The sequence below is a fragment of the Phenylobacterium sp. genome (assembly GCF_036563285.1).
GTDB lineage: Bacteria > Pseudomonadota > Alphaproteobacteria > Caulobacterales > Caulobacteraceae > Phenylobacterium.
The window spans coordinates 35,197-50,258 of record NZ_DATCMR010000005.1 but is presented as its reverse complement, the minus strand read 5'-3'; the positions used below and the strand labels follow the sequence as shown (position 1 = coordinate 50,258).

Genomic DNA, 15,062 nt, shown 5'->3' with positions numbered 1-15,062 from the left:
GCGCGGCGCAATATTGGTGTAACCTAGTAAGTCGATAAGCGCCGAAGAGGGACCGCCACTCGCGACGATCCCTGCGCCGATGGGGATAGAGGAAACGCGATGAGGACGGCTCGACTGATGGCCTTGATGGCCGGCGCGGCGCTGCTGGGCAGCTGCGCGAGCGACACGATTTCGGTCAATGTGGCGACCGCCGGCGACGTCGCCGCGACCACCTCGGCCACCGTCGACAACTTCATGCTGGTCGACCAGAACATGGAGGCCCACGAGCTCTACCGCCTGGCCGACGCCAAGGCGGTGGTGCTGGTCACCCACGCCAGCGGCGACGCGGAGCTGCGCCGCCTGGCGCCCGCGCTGAACGCGCTGGCCGCCAAGCACCCGGATGTCGAGTTCCGGATGCTGAACTCCAGCCTGAAGGACAACTTCGACACGGTCGCGGCGGACGCCGGCGCCGCGGGCGTGAAGATCCCGGTGCTCCTGGACCGCTACCAGCTGGTGGGCGAGGCGCTCGGCGTCACCCGCGCCGCCGAGGTGATCATCGTCAATCCGAAGACCTGGGGCGTGGCCTACCGCGGCGCGGCGGCGGAAGCCGGCCCGGCGCTCGACGCCGTCTTGGCGGGCAAGACCTACAGGGTCACGGCCTCCAACGGCTCGGCCATCGCCTTCCCGGAGCGTGCGAAGCGCGCGGAGTTCGCCAAGATCTCCTACGCCCGCGACGTGGCCCCGATCCTCGAGCGGAACTGCGTTGCCTGCCACAGCCAGGGCGGGATCGGTCCGTTCGCCATGTCGAGCTACGACATGGTCAAGGGCTTCGCGCCCATGATCCGCGAGACCATCCGCACCGACCGGATGCCGCCGTACAACGCCGACCCGCACGTCGGTAAGTTCTCCGACAACAAGAACATGACCGCGGCCGAGATCAAGACGCTGGTCCACTGGATCGAGGCCGGGGCGCCGCGCGGCGAGGGCGCCGACCCGCTGGCCGTGGCCAAGCACGTGGCTCCGGAATGGCCGCTGGGCAAGCCGGACCTCGTCCTGAACATCCCGTCCTACAAGGTGCCGGCCTCGGGTATCGTCGATTATCAGAGGCCCTACACGGTCAACCCGCTGACCGAAGGCAAGTGGATCCGCGCCACGACTGTGAAGCCGGGCGACCGCAAGGCCGTGCACCACGTGCTGACCGGCTGGATGAAGGACGTGCCGGGCTCCGGCCAAACCTCGTCCGAGACCCGCTGGCGCGGGTCGGTGGGCGGCTATGCGGTGGGCGCTGAGTCCAACGTGTTCGGCGGCGACGTCGGCACCTTCCTGCCGGCCGGCGGGGCGGTGGGCTACCAGATGCACTACACGCCCTACGGCAAGGAGACGACCGACAACTCGCAGATCGGGGTCTACTTCCGCAAGGATGCGCCGAAGTACATCATGCGGAGCGTCGTGGTGATCGACTCCAGCATCGAGCTGCAGCCGAACACCGCGCGCCACAAGGAGACGGCCTACGTCTACTTCGAGAAGGACGCGCTGCTCTACTCGGCCTTCCCGCACGCCCACTACCGGGCCTACTCGAACGACCTGTGGCTGCAGACGCCCGACGGCAAGAAGAAGCTGCTGCTCAGCCTGCCGCGCTACGACTTCAACTGGCAGCGCGCCTACACCTTCGCCGAGCCGATCAAGATCCCAGCAGGCTCGAAGCTGATCGCCAACTACGTCTACGACAACTCCAAGCGGAACCCGTCGAACCCCGACCCGAAGATCAAGGTCACCTGGGGCGAGCAGAGCCACGAGGAGATGCTGTTCACGTCGGTCAGCTTCCGCTGGCTGGACGAGACGGCCGCCAAGCAGATCGACAACGACGCCCGCTTCGCCAACTACCGCATGTTCGGCATGATGGACGACAACCTCGACGGCAAGCTGCAGAAGGCGGAGTTGCGCGGCCAGATGGCCAAGATGATCGCGCCCTTCTACGAGCGCATCGACGCCAACAAGGACGGCGCCCTGGACGTGGCGGAGATGAAGGCCGCCCAGTCCATGCTGCCGCAGCGCCGCCGCGGGTCCGAGGCCCAGAACGGCCCGAACGAGAACACGCCGCTCACTTAGGCTGAGCTACAGATTGGAAGAGGGCCCCGGAGCGATCCGGGGCCCTTTTTCTTTGCTTCATGGTCAAGCCGTGGAGCCGGATTCACCAAAGGCAAGCAACCGCTTTGCTGAATGCAGGAAAGAGGAACGGCTCTATTTCCCATGGATTGGGGTCCCGTTGAAACAGGTGGTCAGGGAGACCCAATATGAACAGGAAGATCATTGCACTCGGCGCGGCTTCGGCTCTGCTGCTCGGCACCGTCGCCGTCGCCCAGACGAGCGGCGGCGCTTCGGGTGGCCAGACCGGCGCGATCGGCGCGGGCGCGGGCGGCTCGTCGATGAGCGCCGGCGGCGCGGCTGGCGGCTCCAACATGAACACCACGGGCGGCGGCTCGACGGGCGCGGGCGCCACGGGCGGCGCGACGGGTGCGGGCGCCTTCGGCTCCGACGCGGCCCAGGGCGGGGCCACGGGCGGCGCGGCTGACGCCGGCGCGGCCGGCACGGACGTGGCCATGGCGGGCGAACGCGGCTGAGCCACAAACCCGAACGCTCCCGCACCCCGCGGGAGAGACGCATAGAGCAGCTGGTCGGGGCGGTGTTCCTGGCCAGCTGCTTCGCGGCGTTTGCAACCTTCGCTCCGCCGGCTGCCCGGATGGCCTCCTCCAGGGCGGCCGAGATCCGGGAAGCGCCCGTGGCCGACGCGCTGCGGGCGGCGGCGGCGCGCCGCGCGCCGTCCGACGAGGTCACGGCGTTCTACGCCAGCCGCAACTACCGTCCGCTGTGGACGACGGGGCAGGCCGTGCGCCCCGAGGCGCACAGGGCGGCCGCGCTGCTGGCTGCGGCCGCGGAGGAGGGGTTGGACCCGGCCCGTTATGACGCAGATCAGCTGCAGCAGGCGCTCAGACACGTACGTGGTCCTGCGGCGCTGGCGGAGCTGGAGCTGGCGCTCTCGTCCGCCTTCGCCGCCTATGCCGTCGATGTCCAGACGCCGCCGCAGGCCGCGCAGCTCGACTACATCGATCCGGCCTTGCCGGGCCGGCTCTCCAGGAGCCGTGAGGCGCTCGAAGCAGCCGCCAACGCCCCTTCGCTCGCCGCCCACCTCGAGACGGTGCGGCCGTCCAATCCGATCTACGCCCAGGTGAGGGATGCGCTCGCCGCCTGGCGGACGCAGGGTGGCGACAAGGCGCGGGAAGCCCTGATCCTCGCCAACCTCGACCGCGCCCGCGCGCTGCCGAAGGAACTCGGCCGCCGCTTCGTGTGGGTGGACGCCGCGGCCCAGACCCTGTGGGCCTACCAGGACGGCGAGGTCGTGGACGTCATGCCCGTGGTGATCGGCAAGGAGACCGCCGAGACCCCGCAGATGGCCGGCGTCATCCGCTTCGTCGTCTACAATCCCTACTGGAACATCCCTCCGGACCTGGCGCGCTACACCTATGCGCCCAAGGTGCTGGCGGGCGGCGTCTCCGCGCTCGACGAGCTGGAGATGGAGGCGATGTCCGGCTGGAGCCAGGACGCCTCCCTGGTCCCGCTCGAGACGGTGGACTGGCTGGCGGTCCGCCAGGGCCGGCAGAAGCTCCGCCTGCGCCAGCGTCCGGGCCCGGGCAACACCATGGGCCGGGTGAAGCTGATGCTGCCCAACCGCCTGGGCATCTACCTGCACGACACCCCGGAGAAATGGGCCTTCGCCGGCGAGACCCGGATGCTGAGCTCCGGCTGCATCCGGCTGCAGGACGCCGAGCGCCTGGCCCGCTGGCTGCTGGCCGACGCCGCGGCCCCGCCAAGCGGCGCGCCCGACGAGCGCGTGGACCTCCCCGAGCCCGTGCCCGTCTACATCACCTATCTCACCGTCGGGCTCACGCCGGCCGGCGTCGAGTTCCGCCGCGATCCCTACAGGCGCGATGCCGGCCTGCTGGCGGCTTTGTCACGAAAGCATCGTCCCCATATGCAATTGTGAAGCGGTCGAACCGCGGGCCCGTCTCGCCCGTTGGACACCTCGCCGGGGCAGGGGGCTCCGGCCAAGCTACGGAAAAGCATCGAGAAAATGGACCAGGTGGAACTGAGCGTCCGCCCCGCGGAGGGTGGTTGGAAGATCGAATCCTCGGACGGCCTGGAGCCCTTGATGTTCCTCTCCGGCGGCCGCGCCGAACGCAGCGCCCGCGCGCTCGCCCGCGTCCTGTCGCGGGCCGGAAAGGCCGTGCGCCTGGTGATCGAGGACCGCGGCTCCCGCGTCGTCGCTCAGGAACGCTTCGAGCCGGCCTGACCTGTGACGTCGGCGAGCGCGAGCGGCAGCAGGCGGGCCAGGCGTTCGGCGACCTCGCCCTGCCCAGCCGCCTCGGCGATCAGGTCCTGCCGCACCTCCAGCTCCAGGTAGTCGAGCCCCCGGCGCATGGCGTGGTGCGGGACGGTGAAGTCCACCGTATCCATCCGGTAGGGCTCGTTGTCGCCGACCGGCCCCGCGTCCGGCTCGGCCCGCAGCCGGGCGAGCATGGCGTCGGAAAACGCCGAATTGCCCATGTGCAGCACGCCGAACCGCCAGGGCCGCGCCTGCCCCCCCATGGCCGGCGTGAACGAATGCAGGGCCACCACCACCGTCGGCCGGCCGGCGCGGGCGTCGAGCTCGGCGGCGATCGCCGCATGGTAGGGCGCGAACACCGTCTCGATGCGGCGCAGGCGCTCGGCGGGGGACAGCCCGGCGTTCCCCGGGACGGCCGTGCCGTCGCTCACCTCGCAGATCGCATCGGCGCGGGCCGGGTCGCGGTTGCAGTCGATGACCAGGCGGGAAACCGTCTGCGAGATGAAGGTGGCGTCCAGCGCCTCGGCCAGCCGCGCGCCGAGCCCCGCCACGCCGATGTCCCAGGCGATGTGGCGGTCCATCTCGGCGGCCGGCACGCCCAGGTCGCCCAGTTCGGGCGGGATCGCCCGGCCGGCGTGATCTCCCAGCAGCAGGAAGGGGGACCCGGCGCCTGGATTCTGCACAATCATCGAGGGTCCTGCGACGCCTTGGCGTGTTCATGGACCGTTTATCGGAATCGGCCGCTCATTGCTGCCATGCCGGTTGTCTCGATCCGACATCTGACGACCTACCGCTACGCCAAGCCGGTCGGCTTCGGCGAACACCGCATGATGCTGCGCCCGCTGGAGGGCCACGATCAGCGGCTGATCTCCTGCGAGGTGGAGGTCTCTCCCGAGCCGTCGCTGCTGCGCCAGGTGAGCGACGTCAGCGGCGCGACGGTGGGCGTGGCCCGCTTCGGCGGGACCGCCGAGCGCCTGGTGTTCGACAGCCGCGCGGTGGTCGACCATCGGCCCGAGAACCTGCTGGACCTGGCCGACGCCCGCGTCCGGCTGGGCGCGATCCCCTTCGAGTACGATCCCGTCGAGGCGCCGGAGCTCGCCCGCTCCATCGCGCGCCAGCATGCGCCCGGCGAGGTCGACGCCTGGGCCCGGCGGTTCGTCCGCGCCGACGGCTCCACGCGCGTCTCCGGCCTGCTGGCCGACATGACCCACGCCATCCGGGAGGGCTTCGCCTACCGCCTGCGGCTGGAGGGCGGCCCTCAGGCGCCGGCCGTCACCCTCGAAAGCCGCACCGGCAGCTGCCGCGACTTCGCCGTGCTGATGATGGACGCCGCGCGCAGCCTCGGCCTCGCGGCGCGGTTCGTCTCCGGCTACGTCTACTCGAGCTCGTCGAAGTCCGGACGTAAGGGCGGCGGCCACACCCACGCCTGGGTGCGGGTCTATCTGCCCGGCGCCGGCTGGACCGACTTCGACCCCACCAACGGCCTGATCGGCGGAGTGGACCTGATCCGCGTAGCCGCCGTCGCCGACCCGCGCCAGGCGCTGCCGCTGCACGGGACCTGGTCAGGCGACGCCTCCGATTTCATCGGCATGGACGTGGAGGTGGACATCCGGCCGGAAGAGGAGTCCATCCTGCAACCGGCTTCTCATTTGAGAGTTGCCCAGGGAAGATAGTCCCCAGGGGGCGCGATGCGCATCAGAGCCGGCTACGAGATCACCTACCAGTGCCGGGGCCAGACGCCGATGCTGCTCATGCTGAACGTGCGGCCGGAGCGCGAGCCGGACCTGGAGAGCCCCGACGCGATCCACACCGATCCGCGCCTCGAAATCCGCCAGTACCGCGACCTCTACGGCAACACCGTCAGCCGGGTGCTCGCGCCGGCCGGCCAGGTGACCTTCAGCGCCGACTTCGTGATCGAGGACTCGGGCGAGCCGGACCCCGAGTTCCCGGACGCCGAGCAGGCGTTGGTGCAGGACCTGCCGGACGAGACGCTCGTCTACCTGCTGGGCTCGCGCTACTGCGACACCCAGCAGCTCAGCGACACCGCCTGGAAGCTGTTCGGGGACGTGCCGGCCGGCTGGGCGCGGGCCAAGGCGATCGTCGCCTACGCCCACGAGCGGGTGGCGTTCGGCTACCAGCATGCGCGGGCCACCCGCACCGCCTCTGAGGCCCACGAGGAGCGGCTCGGCGTCTGCCGCGACTACGCCCACCTGGCGGTCACCCTGTGCCGCTGCATGAACATCCCGGCCCGCTACTGCACCGGCTACCTGGGCGACATCGGCGTGCCGGGCTCGCGCGACGAGATGGATTTCTCGGCCTGGTTCCAGGTGTGGCTGGGCGGCGCCTGGCGCACCCTCGATGCCCGCCACAACAAGCCGCGCATCGGGCGCATCCTGATGGCGATCGGCCGCGACGCCGCCGACGTGCCGATGATGACCACCTTCGGCGCCGCCGAGCTCACCGGCTTCAAGGTGATCACCGAGGAGCTGCCGCTGGCGGCCGCCCAGGGCTACGCCGCCGGCTGAGCCTACTGCGCCGCCTGCTCCTGAGCGTAGCCGAGCAGCTCGTTCAGGCGCTCCAGCACCGTCACGGCCGCTTCGGGGATCACCGTGCCCGGCGTGAAGACGGCGGCGACCCCCATCTCCTCCAGCGCCTTGAAGTCCTCCGGCGGGATCACGCCGCCGACCACCACCAGGATGTCCGGGCGGCCGAGCTTCTTCAGCTCGTCCTTCAGCTCCGGCACCAGCGTCAGGTGGCCGGCCGCCAGCGAGCTCGCGCCCACCGCATGCACCCCGTCGGCGACGGCCTGCGCCGCCGTCTCCGCCGGCGTCTGGAAGAGGTCGCCGATGGCCACGTCGAAGCCCAGGTCCGCGAACCCGGAGGCGATCACCTTCTGGCCGCGGTCGTGGCCGTCCTGGCCCATCTTGGCCACCAGGATCTTGGGCTTGCGCCCGTCGGCCGCGGCGAAGGCCGACGCCATCTCCTTGGCCCGCGCCGCGGCCGGCGTCTCGCCGGACTCCCGCAGATAGACGCCCTTCACGGCGTCGGCGGCGGCCTTGTGGCGGTTGAACACCCGCTCCAGGGCGTCGGAGATCTCGCCCACCGTGGCCTTGGCCCGCGCGGCCTCCACCGACAGCTCCAGCAGGTTCGCCCCGCCCGCCGCGCCGTTGGACAGCGCCGTCAGCGCCGCCTCGACCGCGGCGGGATCGCGCTCGGCCTTCAGCCGCTTCAGCTTGGCGAGCTGCTGCTCGCGCACGGCCGTGTTGTCGACCTTCAGCACCGGGATCTCGTCGGCGCCTTCCGGGCGGTAGCGGTTGACGCCCACCACGCTCTGCAGGCCCGCGTCGATCCGCGCCTGTGTCCGCGCCGAGGCCTCCTCGATGCGCCGCTTCGGCAGGCCGTCCTCGATGGCCTTGGCCATGCCGCCCAACGCCTCAACCTCGGCGATGTGCTCCAGGGCCCGCGCGGCCAGGTCCGCCGTCAGCCGCTCTACGTAGTAGCTGCCGCCCCACGGGTCGATCACCCGCGTCTGGCCGCTCTCCAGCTGCAGGAACAGCTGGGTGTTGCGGCTGATCCGCGCCGAGAAGTCGGTCGGCAGGGCCAGCGCCTCGTCGAGCGAGTTGGTGTGCAGGCTCTGGGTCTGGCCGCCCACCGCCGCCATGGCCTCGATCGCCGTCCGCGCCACATTGTTGAAGACGTCCGACGCCGCCAGGCTCCAGCCGCTCGTCTGGGTGTGGGCCCGGAGGGACAGAGAGCGCGCGTCCTTCGGGTCGAACTCGGCCTTCATCAGCTTCGCCCACAACAGGCGCGCCGCCCGCTGCTTGGCGATCTCCATGAAGGCGTTCATCCCGGCGTTCCAGAAGAACGACAGCCGCGGCGCGAAGCTGTCCACCGGCAGTCCCGCCGCCACCCCGGCCCGCACATATTCGATCCCGTCGGCCAGGGTGTAGGCGAGCTCCAGGTCGAGCGTCGCGCCCGCCTCCTGCATGTGGTAGCCGCTAATCGAGATCGAGTTGAACCGCGGCATCTCGCGGCTCGTGTAGCCGAAGATGTCCGACACGATCCGCATCGAGGGGCCGGGCGGATAGATGTAGGTGTTCCGGACCAGGAACTCCTTCAGGATGTCGTTCTGGATCGTGCCGCTGAGCGCCTTGTGCGCCACGCCCTGCTCTTCGCCGGCCACGATGTAGAGCGCCATGATCGGCAGCACGGCGCCGTTCATCGTCATCGACACGCTCATCTTGTCGAGCGGGATGCCGTCGAACAGCTGGCGCATGTCGAGGATGGAATCGATCGCGACCCCCGCCATGCCGACGTCGCCCTTCACACGCGGGTGGTCTGAGTCGTAGCCGCGATGCGTCGCCAGGTCGAAGGCGATGGAGAGCCCCATCTGCCCCGCCGCCAGGTTGCGCCGGTAGAAGGCGTTGCTGTCCTCCGCCGTCGAGAACCCCGCGTACTGCCGGATCGTCCACGGGTTGGTCAGGTACATGGTGGGGTAGGGGCCCCGCTGGAACGGCGCTAGCCCCGGATAGGCCGCCAGCGTGTCCAGCGTGGCTGTGTCGGCCTCAGAATAGGCCGGCTTCACCGCGATCCCCTCCGGCGTCTCCCACGGCATCCCGGCCGGCGCCGGGCCCGGCGTGTGCTGCCGCTCGAACGGGACCTGAGTAAAGTCGGGGACGGCGGTCATGCCTGGGCCTCGTAGGCTTCGCTCAGCCGCAGGGGCTTGAGAGGCTCGCAACGCGAGTCCGGCCCCGGCAGCTGGACGGACGGCGCCTCCGCCGCCCGAGGCTCCACCCGCTCCACCTCCACCGGTGTCTCGGAAGCGGGCGGGAAGGCGGTCACGCCCACGATCTTCAGCTCGCCGCGGCCCGCGTTCGCCGCCGCTGCGTCGCGCGCCACCGCGCCCGAGGCCAGCGCCGCCGCCAGCCCGCCCTCGCCCTCGATGGCCTGGAACTTCGCCCACGCCGCGCGTGCGATCTGGTCGGTCAGCGCCTCGACGTAGCCCGCGCCGGCCGCCGGGTCGGTGACGCGGCCGACGTGCGCCTCCTCCATCAGCACCAGCTGGGTGTTGCGGCTCTGCCGGCGCGCGAACGCTGTGGGCAGGCCCAGCGCGTCGGTGAAATTGCCCAGCACCACCGTGTCCGCCCCGCCCACCGCCGCGCCGAAGCCCGCCGCGGTCAGCCGGATCATGTTGGTCCAGGCGTCCTTGGCCGCCAGCATCCGCCCCGACGAGCGCGCTTCGACCCGCGCCTGCTCATCGGCCCCGCAGGCGTCGGCGATCCGCGCCCAGACCACGCGAGCGGCCCTCAGCTTGGCGATGGTCAGGAAGTAGTCGGCGTCAGCCGCCAGCCCCAGCGTGATCCGCGAAAGCGAATCCTTGATCCCCATGCCGGCCCGCACCAACGCCTTGGCGTACGCCACCGCCGCAGCCGCCGCCACGGCCACCTCCAGCGCCTCGCCGCCGCCCGCCTCGTGGGCTGCGCGCCCAGACGCCAGGAACAGCTGCGCCTCCGGATAGGTGTCGGCCAGCCGCGCGCCCACCGTGGCGGCGCTGACCAGGTGGCTCTCGATCGGCCCGGGGCTCCCGCCGGCTTCCGCAAACGCCGACAAGGGGTCCATGTGGAAGCGCAGCTTGGCCGCCGGCGAGGCCTTCGCCACGCTCCCCAGCCAGTCGGCCGCCTTCGGCCCGAAGAACCCCGCGTCCAGCGCCACCGGCGCCAGCTCCAGGATCACGCCGTCCAGCACGCGGGCCAGCCCGTCCGCCGAGCCCACCGCGACGCCACGCTCGCCGCGCGGATCGATCCGCACCACCGCGCCCGCCGCCCCGCCGGAAAGGTCGGCCAGGATCTCCGCATTGGCCCGCGACGGCTCCGGATGCGCCGTCAGCCCTGCGACCTCCCATGGCCGGTCCGCCGCGAACGGCCGCACGGGAAAGGCCGCCGGCGCCCCGCCCGCCGCATAGAGCGGCTCGATCCCCAGCCCCTCGGCGGTCTGCCGGCGCAGGCTCTCGTAGGGCTTCTCCCCCAGGGTCTTGGCGACCAGCGCGCGCCACGCCTCCGCCTCCGCGGGCGGGAACTCGGAACTCAGGGCGCTGACGTCGGCCATGGCCCGGTTGATGGGCCGGGAAGCGCGGGGGCGTCAAGCTGCCCCACCGCCATTCGCTTTACGGCCAAGTCAGCTTCGGCGAACTATGCTCGCCCGGCTGTCGGTTGGAACAGCGCAGGAGCCGAGGGGCGTCACATGCCGGCCTATGCCTTCTACCCGCAGGGAACCGCCCTCGTGGTCGTCGAGGCCATGTGCGAAGACGACGCCGCGGCCTTGGCGCACGCCCAGAGCGTCGCGGCCGCCCATCCCGAAGCGCGCGAAGTCTCGGTCTGGTGCGACGCCCGCTACGTCGGCCGCCACCAGTCCGCCTCCGCCGCCCAGCCGCCCGTCGCCGAGGCCCCCACCGGCGCCGCCGCTACGCGCAAGGCCAGCCGCGGCAAGGCGAGGCGCAGCACGAGCGCGAACAAGTCGCCGCCGGCGCGCTGACCCAAGGCGCCATCTTCGGAATTCGGGTCTGCGAAGACCGCCGGTTTCTACCCGAGGGTGTGCACACGGGCTGTCGAGCCTTAGAAAAAGTCAGAAATTCCGGTGGAGATGGCCACTAGCCGCGGTCCGGAATACTGATTGACATATGTTTATATATTGGGACGTCGCGCTCGCAATCCTGTAGGCTTTCTTTGTGCGGTTCCCGCCAGGGCTGGTGCGATGACAATCCACACGAAGACCACGGCTGAATCGCTGAGCAAGGCGCCGAGCGGGATCGCCGGGCTGGACGAGATCACGTTCGGCGGCCTGCCGACGGGCCGTCCGACCCTGATCGCCGGGGCTGCCGGGTGCGGCAAGACCCTCTTCGGCCTGACCTTCCTGGTGAAGGGCGCCACGGTCTACGACGAGCCGGGCGTCCTGATGAGCTTCGAGGAGCGCGCCGGCGACCTGATCGCGAATGTGAGCTCCCTGGGCTACGACCTGCCGAGGCTCATCGCCGAAGACAAGCTGATCATCGACTACGTGCGCGTCGAGCGCAGCGAGATCGAGCAGAGCGGCGAGTACGACCTCGAGGGCCTGTTCGTCCGGCTGGGCTACGCCATCGACAAGATCGGCGCCAAGCGCGTCGTGCTCGACACCCTGGAGTCGCTGTTCTCGGGGCTAGGCGACGGCCCCGTGCTGCGCGCAGAGCTGCGGCGGCTGTTCCAATGGCTGAAGGACCGCGGCGTCTCCGCCGTGATCACCGCCGAGCGCGGCAGCGAAGGCCAGCTCACCCGCCACGGGCTGGAGGAGTACGTCTCCGACTGCGTCATCGCCCTCGACAACCGCGTGGACGAGCAGATCACCACCCGGCGGCTGCGGGTCCTGAAGTACCGCGGCTCCGCCCACGGCACCAACGAGTACCCGTTCCTGATCGACGCCGGCGGCATCAGCGTCCTGCCGGTGACCTCGGCGGGCCTGTCGCACTCGATCTCGGACGAGGTCGTCTCCAGCGGGATCCCCGGCATCGACGCCATGCTCGGCATCGGCGGCTACTACAAGGGGTCCAGCATCCTGCTCTCCGGGCCCTCGGGCACCGGCAAGACCACCTTCGGGTCGCGGTTCGTCAACGCCGCCTGCGTGGCCGGGCAGCGGGCGATCTACTTCTCGTTCGAGGAGTCGCCCGAGCAGATCGTGCGGAACATGCAGTCGGTGGGCCTGGATCTGGGGGCGCACGTCAAGAACGGGCTGCTGCGGTTCGAGTCCGCCCGGCCCAGCCTGTTCGGGCTGGAGATGCATCTGGTGTTGATGATCCGCCAGATCGACGAGTTCGCCCCGTCCGTGGTGGTGGTCGACCCGATCTCGGCCTTCCGCGGCTCGGAGAGCGAGATCCACGCCACCCTGCTCAGGCTGGTCGACTATCTGAAGGTCAAGGGCATCACCGTGGTGTTCAACAACCTTGTGAACGGCGAGCAGAACGACAAGAACGAGCAGAGTCTCTCCTCGCTGATGGACGTCTGGATCGGTCTCCATGACCTGGAGGCCAATGGCGAGCGCAACCGTGGGCTGTTCGTGCTCAAAGCGCGCGGCATGAGTCACTCCAACCAGATCCGCGAGTACCAGCTGGGTCCGGACGGCGTCACGCTGATCGAGCCCTACATCGGCCAGCACGGCGTCCTGACCGGCAGCGCCCGGATCGTCCAGGAGGCGCAGGAGGAGGCCGCCGCCCAGGAACGCCGCGACGAGGTCAACCGCCGCCAGCGCGAGTTCGGCGAGAAGCGCAAGTCCGCGGAGCGCCAGATCGCCGAGACGCGCGAGGCGCTCGCCCGCGAGGAGGCCGAGCTCCTCGCCCTCGACACCGTCGACCAGCGTCGCGAGGAGATCCTCGCCGCAGGCCGTTTCGCCGCCGCCACACGTCGAGGGGCCAGAACATGAGCCCGGCGCGGAAGGCGATGAAGGTCGCGGCCGCCACGGCGGAATCCTTGGGCAACGCCGCCGTCGGGGCAGACGGCGTCTACCACTTCCGCCTCTACGTCGCGGGCCAGACGCCGAAGTCCATGGCGGCCATCGAGAACCTGACCACGCTCTGCGACACCCACCTGCCGGGCCGCCACCGCATCGAGGTGCTCGACCTCGTCCTCAACCCCGAACTGGCCGCGCAGGACCAGATCATGGCCATTCCCACCCTCGTGCGCAGCCTGCCGCCGCCGCTGAAGCGCATGATCGGCACGCTATCCGACCCGGAGAGGTTCCTGATCGGCCTGGACTACAGCAGGCCCGCCACGTGACCGGCCGCGAGGAGCGCGATCCCACCGAGCCCAAGCACGTCCTGAGGCTCTACGTCACCGGCTCCACGCTGCGCTCCACCCGCGCCATCGACAACCTGCGCCGGGTGCTCGAGAGCGAGCTGCCGGACAGCTACGATCTCGAAGTCGTTGACGTCTACGAGCACCCCGAGGCGGCCGCCGAGCACCAGATCCTGGCTGCGCCGACGCTCATCAAGCTGGAGCCCGCGCCGGTGCGGCGCATCATCGGCGACCTCTCCGACACCGAGCGGGTGCTGCGCGGCCTGGACCTGCCGGTCAGGGAGCGGTCAGGCAATGACATCGCAGACTAGCCTCGCCCTCAGCCCCGCCGCGGCGCCCCGCAGCGACGAGCTTTCGGAGCTTCGGCTGCAGCTGGCCGAGGCGCTCGAGACGCTCGACGCCATCCGCAATGGCGAGGTCGACGCGCTCGTCGTGGGCGGCGACCACAACCGGCAGGTCTACACCCTCGAAACTGCGGACCGCTCCTACCGGCTGCTCATCGAGCAGATGACCGACGGCGCGCTGATGATCGACCGCGACGGCGCGGTGCTCTACGGCAACCGCGCCCTGGCGGACATGCTGCGGACCACCACCGGCCGACTGATCGGCAAAGGCTTCGGCGCCTTCGTGGCGCCGGAGTCCGCCCAGGACTTCCAGCGCCTGCTCCAGAAAGGCGGCAAGGCGGAGGTCGTGCTGGCCCGACGAGGCGACGCCGGGACCTTCGTGGCGCAGCTGTCGCTCACCAAGATGGATCCCCGCGACGGACGGCTCCTGTGCGGCGTGCTCACCGACCTGACGGCGACCTACGCCCAGGCGCGCGAGGTCGCCGACGCCAGGTCGGTCCTGGCCGTCGAGGCGGCGCACCGCGAGAGCGACGAGCGCTACCGCCTCATCCTGGAGGGCGCGAGCGACTACGCCATCATGGCGACCGACCTGGACGAGAAGGTCACGATCTGGAATGCGGGGGCCCAGCAGATCCTCGGCTGGCCGGCCAGCGAGCTGATTGGGCGGGCCTTCCCCGCCATCTGGACCGTCGAGGACATCGCGGCCGGCGCGGACGAGCGCGAACGCGCGCTCTGCCTGGAGAGCGGCCGCGCGGAAGAGGAGCGCTGGCATCTGCGCAAGGACGGCGCGTCCTTCTGGTCGCACACCCTGATGATGCCGCTGCGCAAGGACGACGGGCGGCTGATCGGGTTCCTGAGGATCCTGCGCGACCGCACTGCCCAGCGCGCCTCCGATGAAAAACAGAGCCTGCTCGTCAACGAGCTGAACCACCGGGTCAAGAACACCCTGGCCACGGTCCAGTCCATCGCCGCCCAGACGCTGCGTTCGGCCCCGTCCGCCGAGCAGGGGCGCGCCGCGCTCGAGGAGCGGCTGCTCGCCCTGTCCCGCGCCCACGACGTTCTGACGCGGGAGAGCTGGGAGGGGGCGGAGCTCAGCGAGATCGTCGCCCTGGCCGTCTCGCCCTATCTCGGCTCGGACGTGGCGCGGATCGTCACGCATGGGCCCAGCCTGCGCCTGCCGCCGAGGATGGCGCTGGCGATCGCCATGGCCCTGCAGGAGCTGGCGACGAACGCCGCCAAGTATGGCGCCCTCTCCGCGCCGCTGGGCCGCCTCAGCATCGTCTGGACCCATGAGGCCCGCGTCGTCCGGCTGCGATGGGAGGAGAAGGACGGTCCGCTCGTCGCCCCGCCGCTTCGGCGCGGCTTTGGCTCGCGGCTCATCGAGCGCAGCCTTGCGGCCGAGCTCGGCGGCGAGGCGGCCATCGACTTCGCGCCCACCGGCGTCGTCTGCGTGATCACGGGCGCGGTCGAGGCGCCCGGCAAGGGACCGCGCGGGCCCGCCGGCTGGTCTGGCGACGGCTACCAGCAGGTGGCCTGAAGCGA

At 70.6% G+C, this 15,062-nt stretch carries 14 protein-coding genes; 11 read left to right on the top strand and 3 right to left on the bottom strand.

From position 1 onward, the window contains the following. The first annotated feature begins 99 nt into the window (after positions 1-99). The 4 genes from VIL76_RS03470 to VIL76_RS03455 all read left to right on the top strand — a co-directional run bounded on the left by VIL76_RS03470 (position 100) and on the right by VIL76_RS03455 (position 4,327). Positions 100-2,088 carry a hypothetical protein gene (locus VIL76_RS03470; protein WP_332043599.1) on the top strand — a complete coding sequence of 663 codons (1,989 nt, stop codon included), beginning with the start codon at positions 100-102 and terminating at the stop codon, positions 2,086-2,088. 185 nt (positions 2,089-2,273) lie between these two features. Next, on the top strand, positions 2,274-2,600 hold the full coding sequence (locus tag VIL76_RS03465; RefSeq protein ID WP_332043598.1) for a hypothetical protein: 327 nt from the start codon (positions 2,274-2,276) through the stop codon (positions 2,598-2,600). Between the two features lie 158 nt (positions 2,601-2,758). Then, positions 2,759-4,021, top strand: a complete 1,263-nt coding sequence (locus VIL76_RS03460) for a L,D-transpeptidase family protein (protein ID WP_332043597.1) — start codon at positions 2,759-2,761, stop codon at positions 4,019-4,021. Positions 4,022-4,108: 87 nt separating this feature from the next. Continuing rightward, on the top strand, positions 4,109-4,327 hold the full coding sequence (locus tag VIL76_RS03455; protein WP_332043596.1) for a hypothetical protein: 219 nt from the start codon (positions 4,109-4,111) through the stop codon (positions 4,325-4,327). On the opposite strand, the gene VIL76_RS03450 is transcribed toward VIL76_RS03455, so the two are convergent. Then, positions 4,303-5,049, bottom strand: a complete 747-nt coding sequence (locus tag VIL76_RS03450) for an N-formylglutamate amidohydrolase (RefSeq protein ID WP_332043595.1) — start codon at positions 5,047-5,049, stop codon at positions 4,303-4,305. The two genes, VIL76_RS03455 and VIL76_RS03450, sit on opposite strands and share 25 nt — an antisense overlap. Positions 5,050-5,115: 66 nt before the next feature. Here VIL76_RS03450 and VIL76_RS03445 point away from each other — a divergent pair, with 66 nt between their 5' ends. Then, on the top strand, positions 5,116-6,033 hold the full coding sequence (locus tag VIL76_RS03445) for a transglutaminase family protein (protein ID WP_332043594.1): 918 nt from the start codon (positions 5,116-5,118) through the stop codon (positions 6,031-6,033). 15 nt (positions 6,034-6,048) lie between these two features. Beyond that, a complete protein-coding gene (locus VIL76_RS03440; protein WP_332043593.1) occupies positions 6,049-6,885 on the top strand; it encodes a transglutaminase family protein in 837 nt (278 codons plus the stop codon). A 2-nt stretch (positions 6,886-6,887) separates the two neighbouring features. Here VIL76_RS03440 and scpA read toward each other — a convergent pair whose 3' ends face one another. Beyond that, entirely contained in the window at positions 6,888-9,047 is a 2,160-nt protein-coding gene (scpA, locus tag VIL76_RS03435) for a methylmalonyl-CoA mutase (RefSeq protein WP_332043592.1), read from the bottom strand. After that, positions 9,044-10,465, bottom strand: coding sequence for a methylmalonyl-CoA mutase family protein (locus VIL76_RS03430; RefSeq protein ID WP_332043591.1), 1,422 nt, complete (start codon positions 10,463-10,465; stop codon positions 9,044-9,046). The genes scpA and VIL76_RS03430 overlap by 4 nt, the downstream gene beginning before the upstream one ends. Positions 10,466-10,600: 135 nt before the next feature. Here VIL76_RS03430 and VIL76_RS03425 point away from each other — a divergent pair, with 135 nt between their 5' ends. From VIL76_RS03425 to VIL76_RS03405, 5 genes are all read left to right on the top strand, one after another. Further along, on the top strand, positions 10,601-10,891 hold the full coding sequence (locus VIL76_RS03425; protein WP_332043590.1) for a hypothetical protein: 291 nt from the start codon (positions 10,601-10,603) through the stop codon (positions 10,889-10,891). A 219-nt stretch (positions 10,892-11,110) separates the two neighbouring features. Next, the gene (gene kaiC / locus VIL76_RS03420; protein WP_332043589.1) at positions 11,111-12,805 is read left to right on the top strand and encodes a circadian clock protein KaiC; all 1,695 of its coding nucleotides are present in this window, start codon (positions 11,111-11,113) and stop codon (positions 12,803-12,805) included. Further along, positions 12,802-13,158, top strand: coding sequence for a circadian clock KaiB family protein (locus VIL76_RS03415; RefSeq protein WP_332043588.1), 357 nt, complete (start codon positions 12,802-12,804; stop codon positions 13,156-13,158). The genes kaiC and VIL76_RS03415 overlap by 4 nt, the downstream gene beginning before the upstream one ends. Next, the gene (locus tag VIL76_RS03410) at positions 13,155-13,487 is read left to right on the top strand and encodes a circadian clock KaiB family protein (RefSeq protein WP_332043587.1); all 333 of its coding nucleotides are present in this window, start codon (positions 13,155-13,157) and stop codon (positions 13,485-13,487) included. The genes VIL76_RS03415 and VIL76_RS03410 overlap by 4 nt, the downstream gene beginning before the upstream one ends. Next, on the top strand, positions 13,471-15,057 hold the full coding sequence (locus VIL76_RS03405) for a sensor histidine kinase (RefSeq protein ID WP_332043586.1): 1,587 nt from the start codon (positions 13,471-13,473) through the stop codon (positions 15,055-15,057). Before VIL76_RS03410 ends, VIL76_RS03405 begins: the two co-directional genes overlap by 17 nt. Positions 15,058-15,062 lie beyond the last annotated feature (5 nt).

Bases quoted from the DNA above. Each gene is read 5' to 3' on its own strand.
- VIL76_RS03455 (WP_332043596.1), top strand. From the start codon at position 4,109: ATGGACCAGGTGGAACTGAGCGTCCGCCCCGCGGAGGGTGGTTGGAAG.
- VIL76_RS03415 (WP_332043588.1), top strand. From the start codon at position 12,802: ATGAGCCCGGCGCGGAAGGCGATGAAGGTCGCGGCCGCCACGGCGGAA.
- VIL76_RS03445 (WP_332043594.1), top strand. From the start codon at position 5,116: ATGCCGGTTGTCTCGATCCGACATCTGACGACCTACCGCTACGCCAAG.
- VIL76_RS03440 (WP_332043593.1), top strand. From the start codon at position 6,049: ATGCGCATCAGAGCCGGCTACGAGATCACCTACCAGTGCCGGGGCCAG.
- VIL76_RS03450 (WP_332043595.1), bottom strand. From the start codon at position 5,049: ATGATTGTGCAGAATCCAGGCGCCGGGTCCCCCTTCCTGCTGCTGGGA.
- VIL76_RS03405 (WP_332043586.1), top strand. From the start codon at position 13,471: ATGACATCGCAGACTAGCCTCGCCCTCAGCCCCGCCGCGGCGCCCCGC.
- kaiC (WP_332043589.1), top strand. From the start codon at position 11,111: ATGACAATCCACACGAAGACCACGGCTGAATCGCTGAGCAAGGCGCCG.
- VIL76_RS03470 (WP_332043599.1), top strand. From the start codon at position 100: ATGAGGACGGCTCGACTGATGGCCTTGATGGCCGGCGCGGCGCTGCTG.
- scpA (WP_332043592.1), bottom strand. From the start codon at position 9,047: ATGACCGCCGTCCCCGACTTTACTCAGGTCCCGTTCGAGCGGCAGCAC.
- VIL76_RS03465 (WP_332043598.1), top strand. From the start codon at position 2,274: ATGAACAGGAAGATCATTGCACTCGGCGCGGCTTCGGCTCTGCTGCTC.
- VIL76_RS03425 (WP_332043590.1), top strand. From the start codon at position 10,601: ATGCCGGCCTATGCCTTCTACCCGCAGGGAACCGCCCTCGTGGTCGTC.
- VIL76_RS03430 (WP_332043591.1), bottom strand. From the start codon at position 10,465: ATGGCCGACGTCAGCGCCCTGAGTTCCGAGTTCCCGCCCGCGGAGGCG.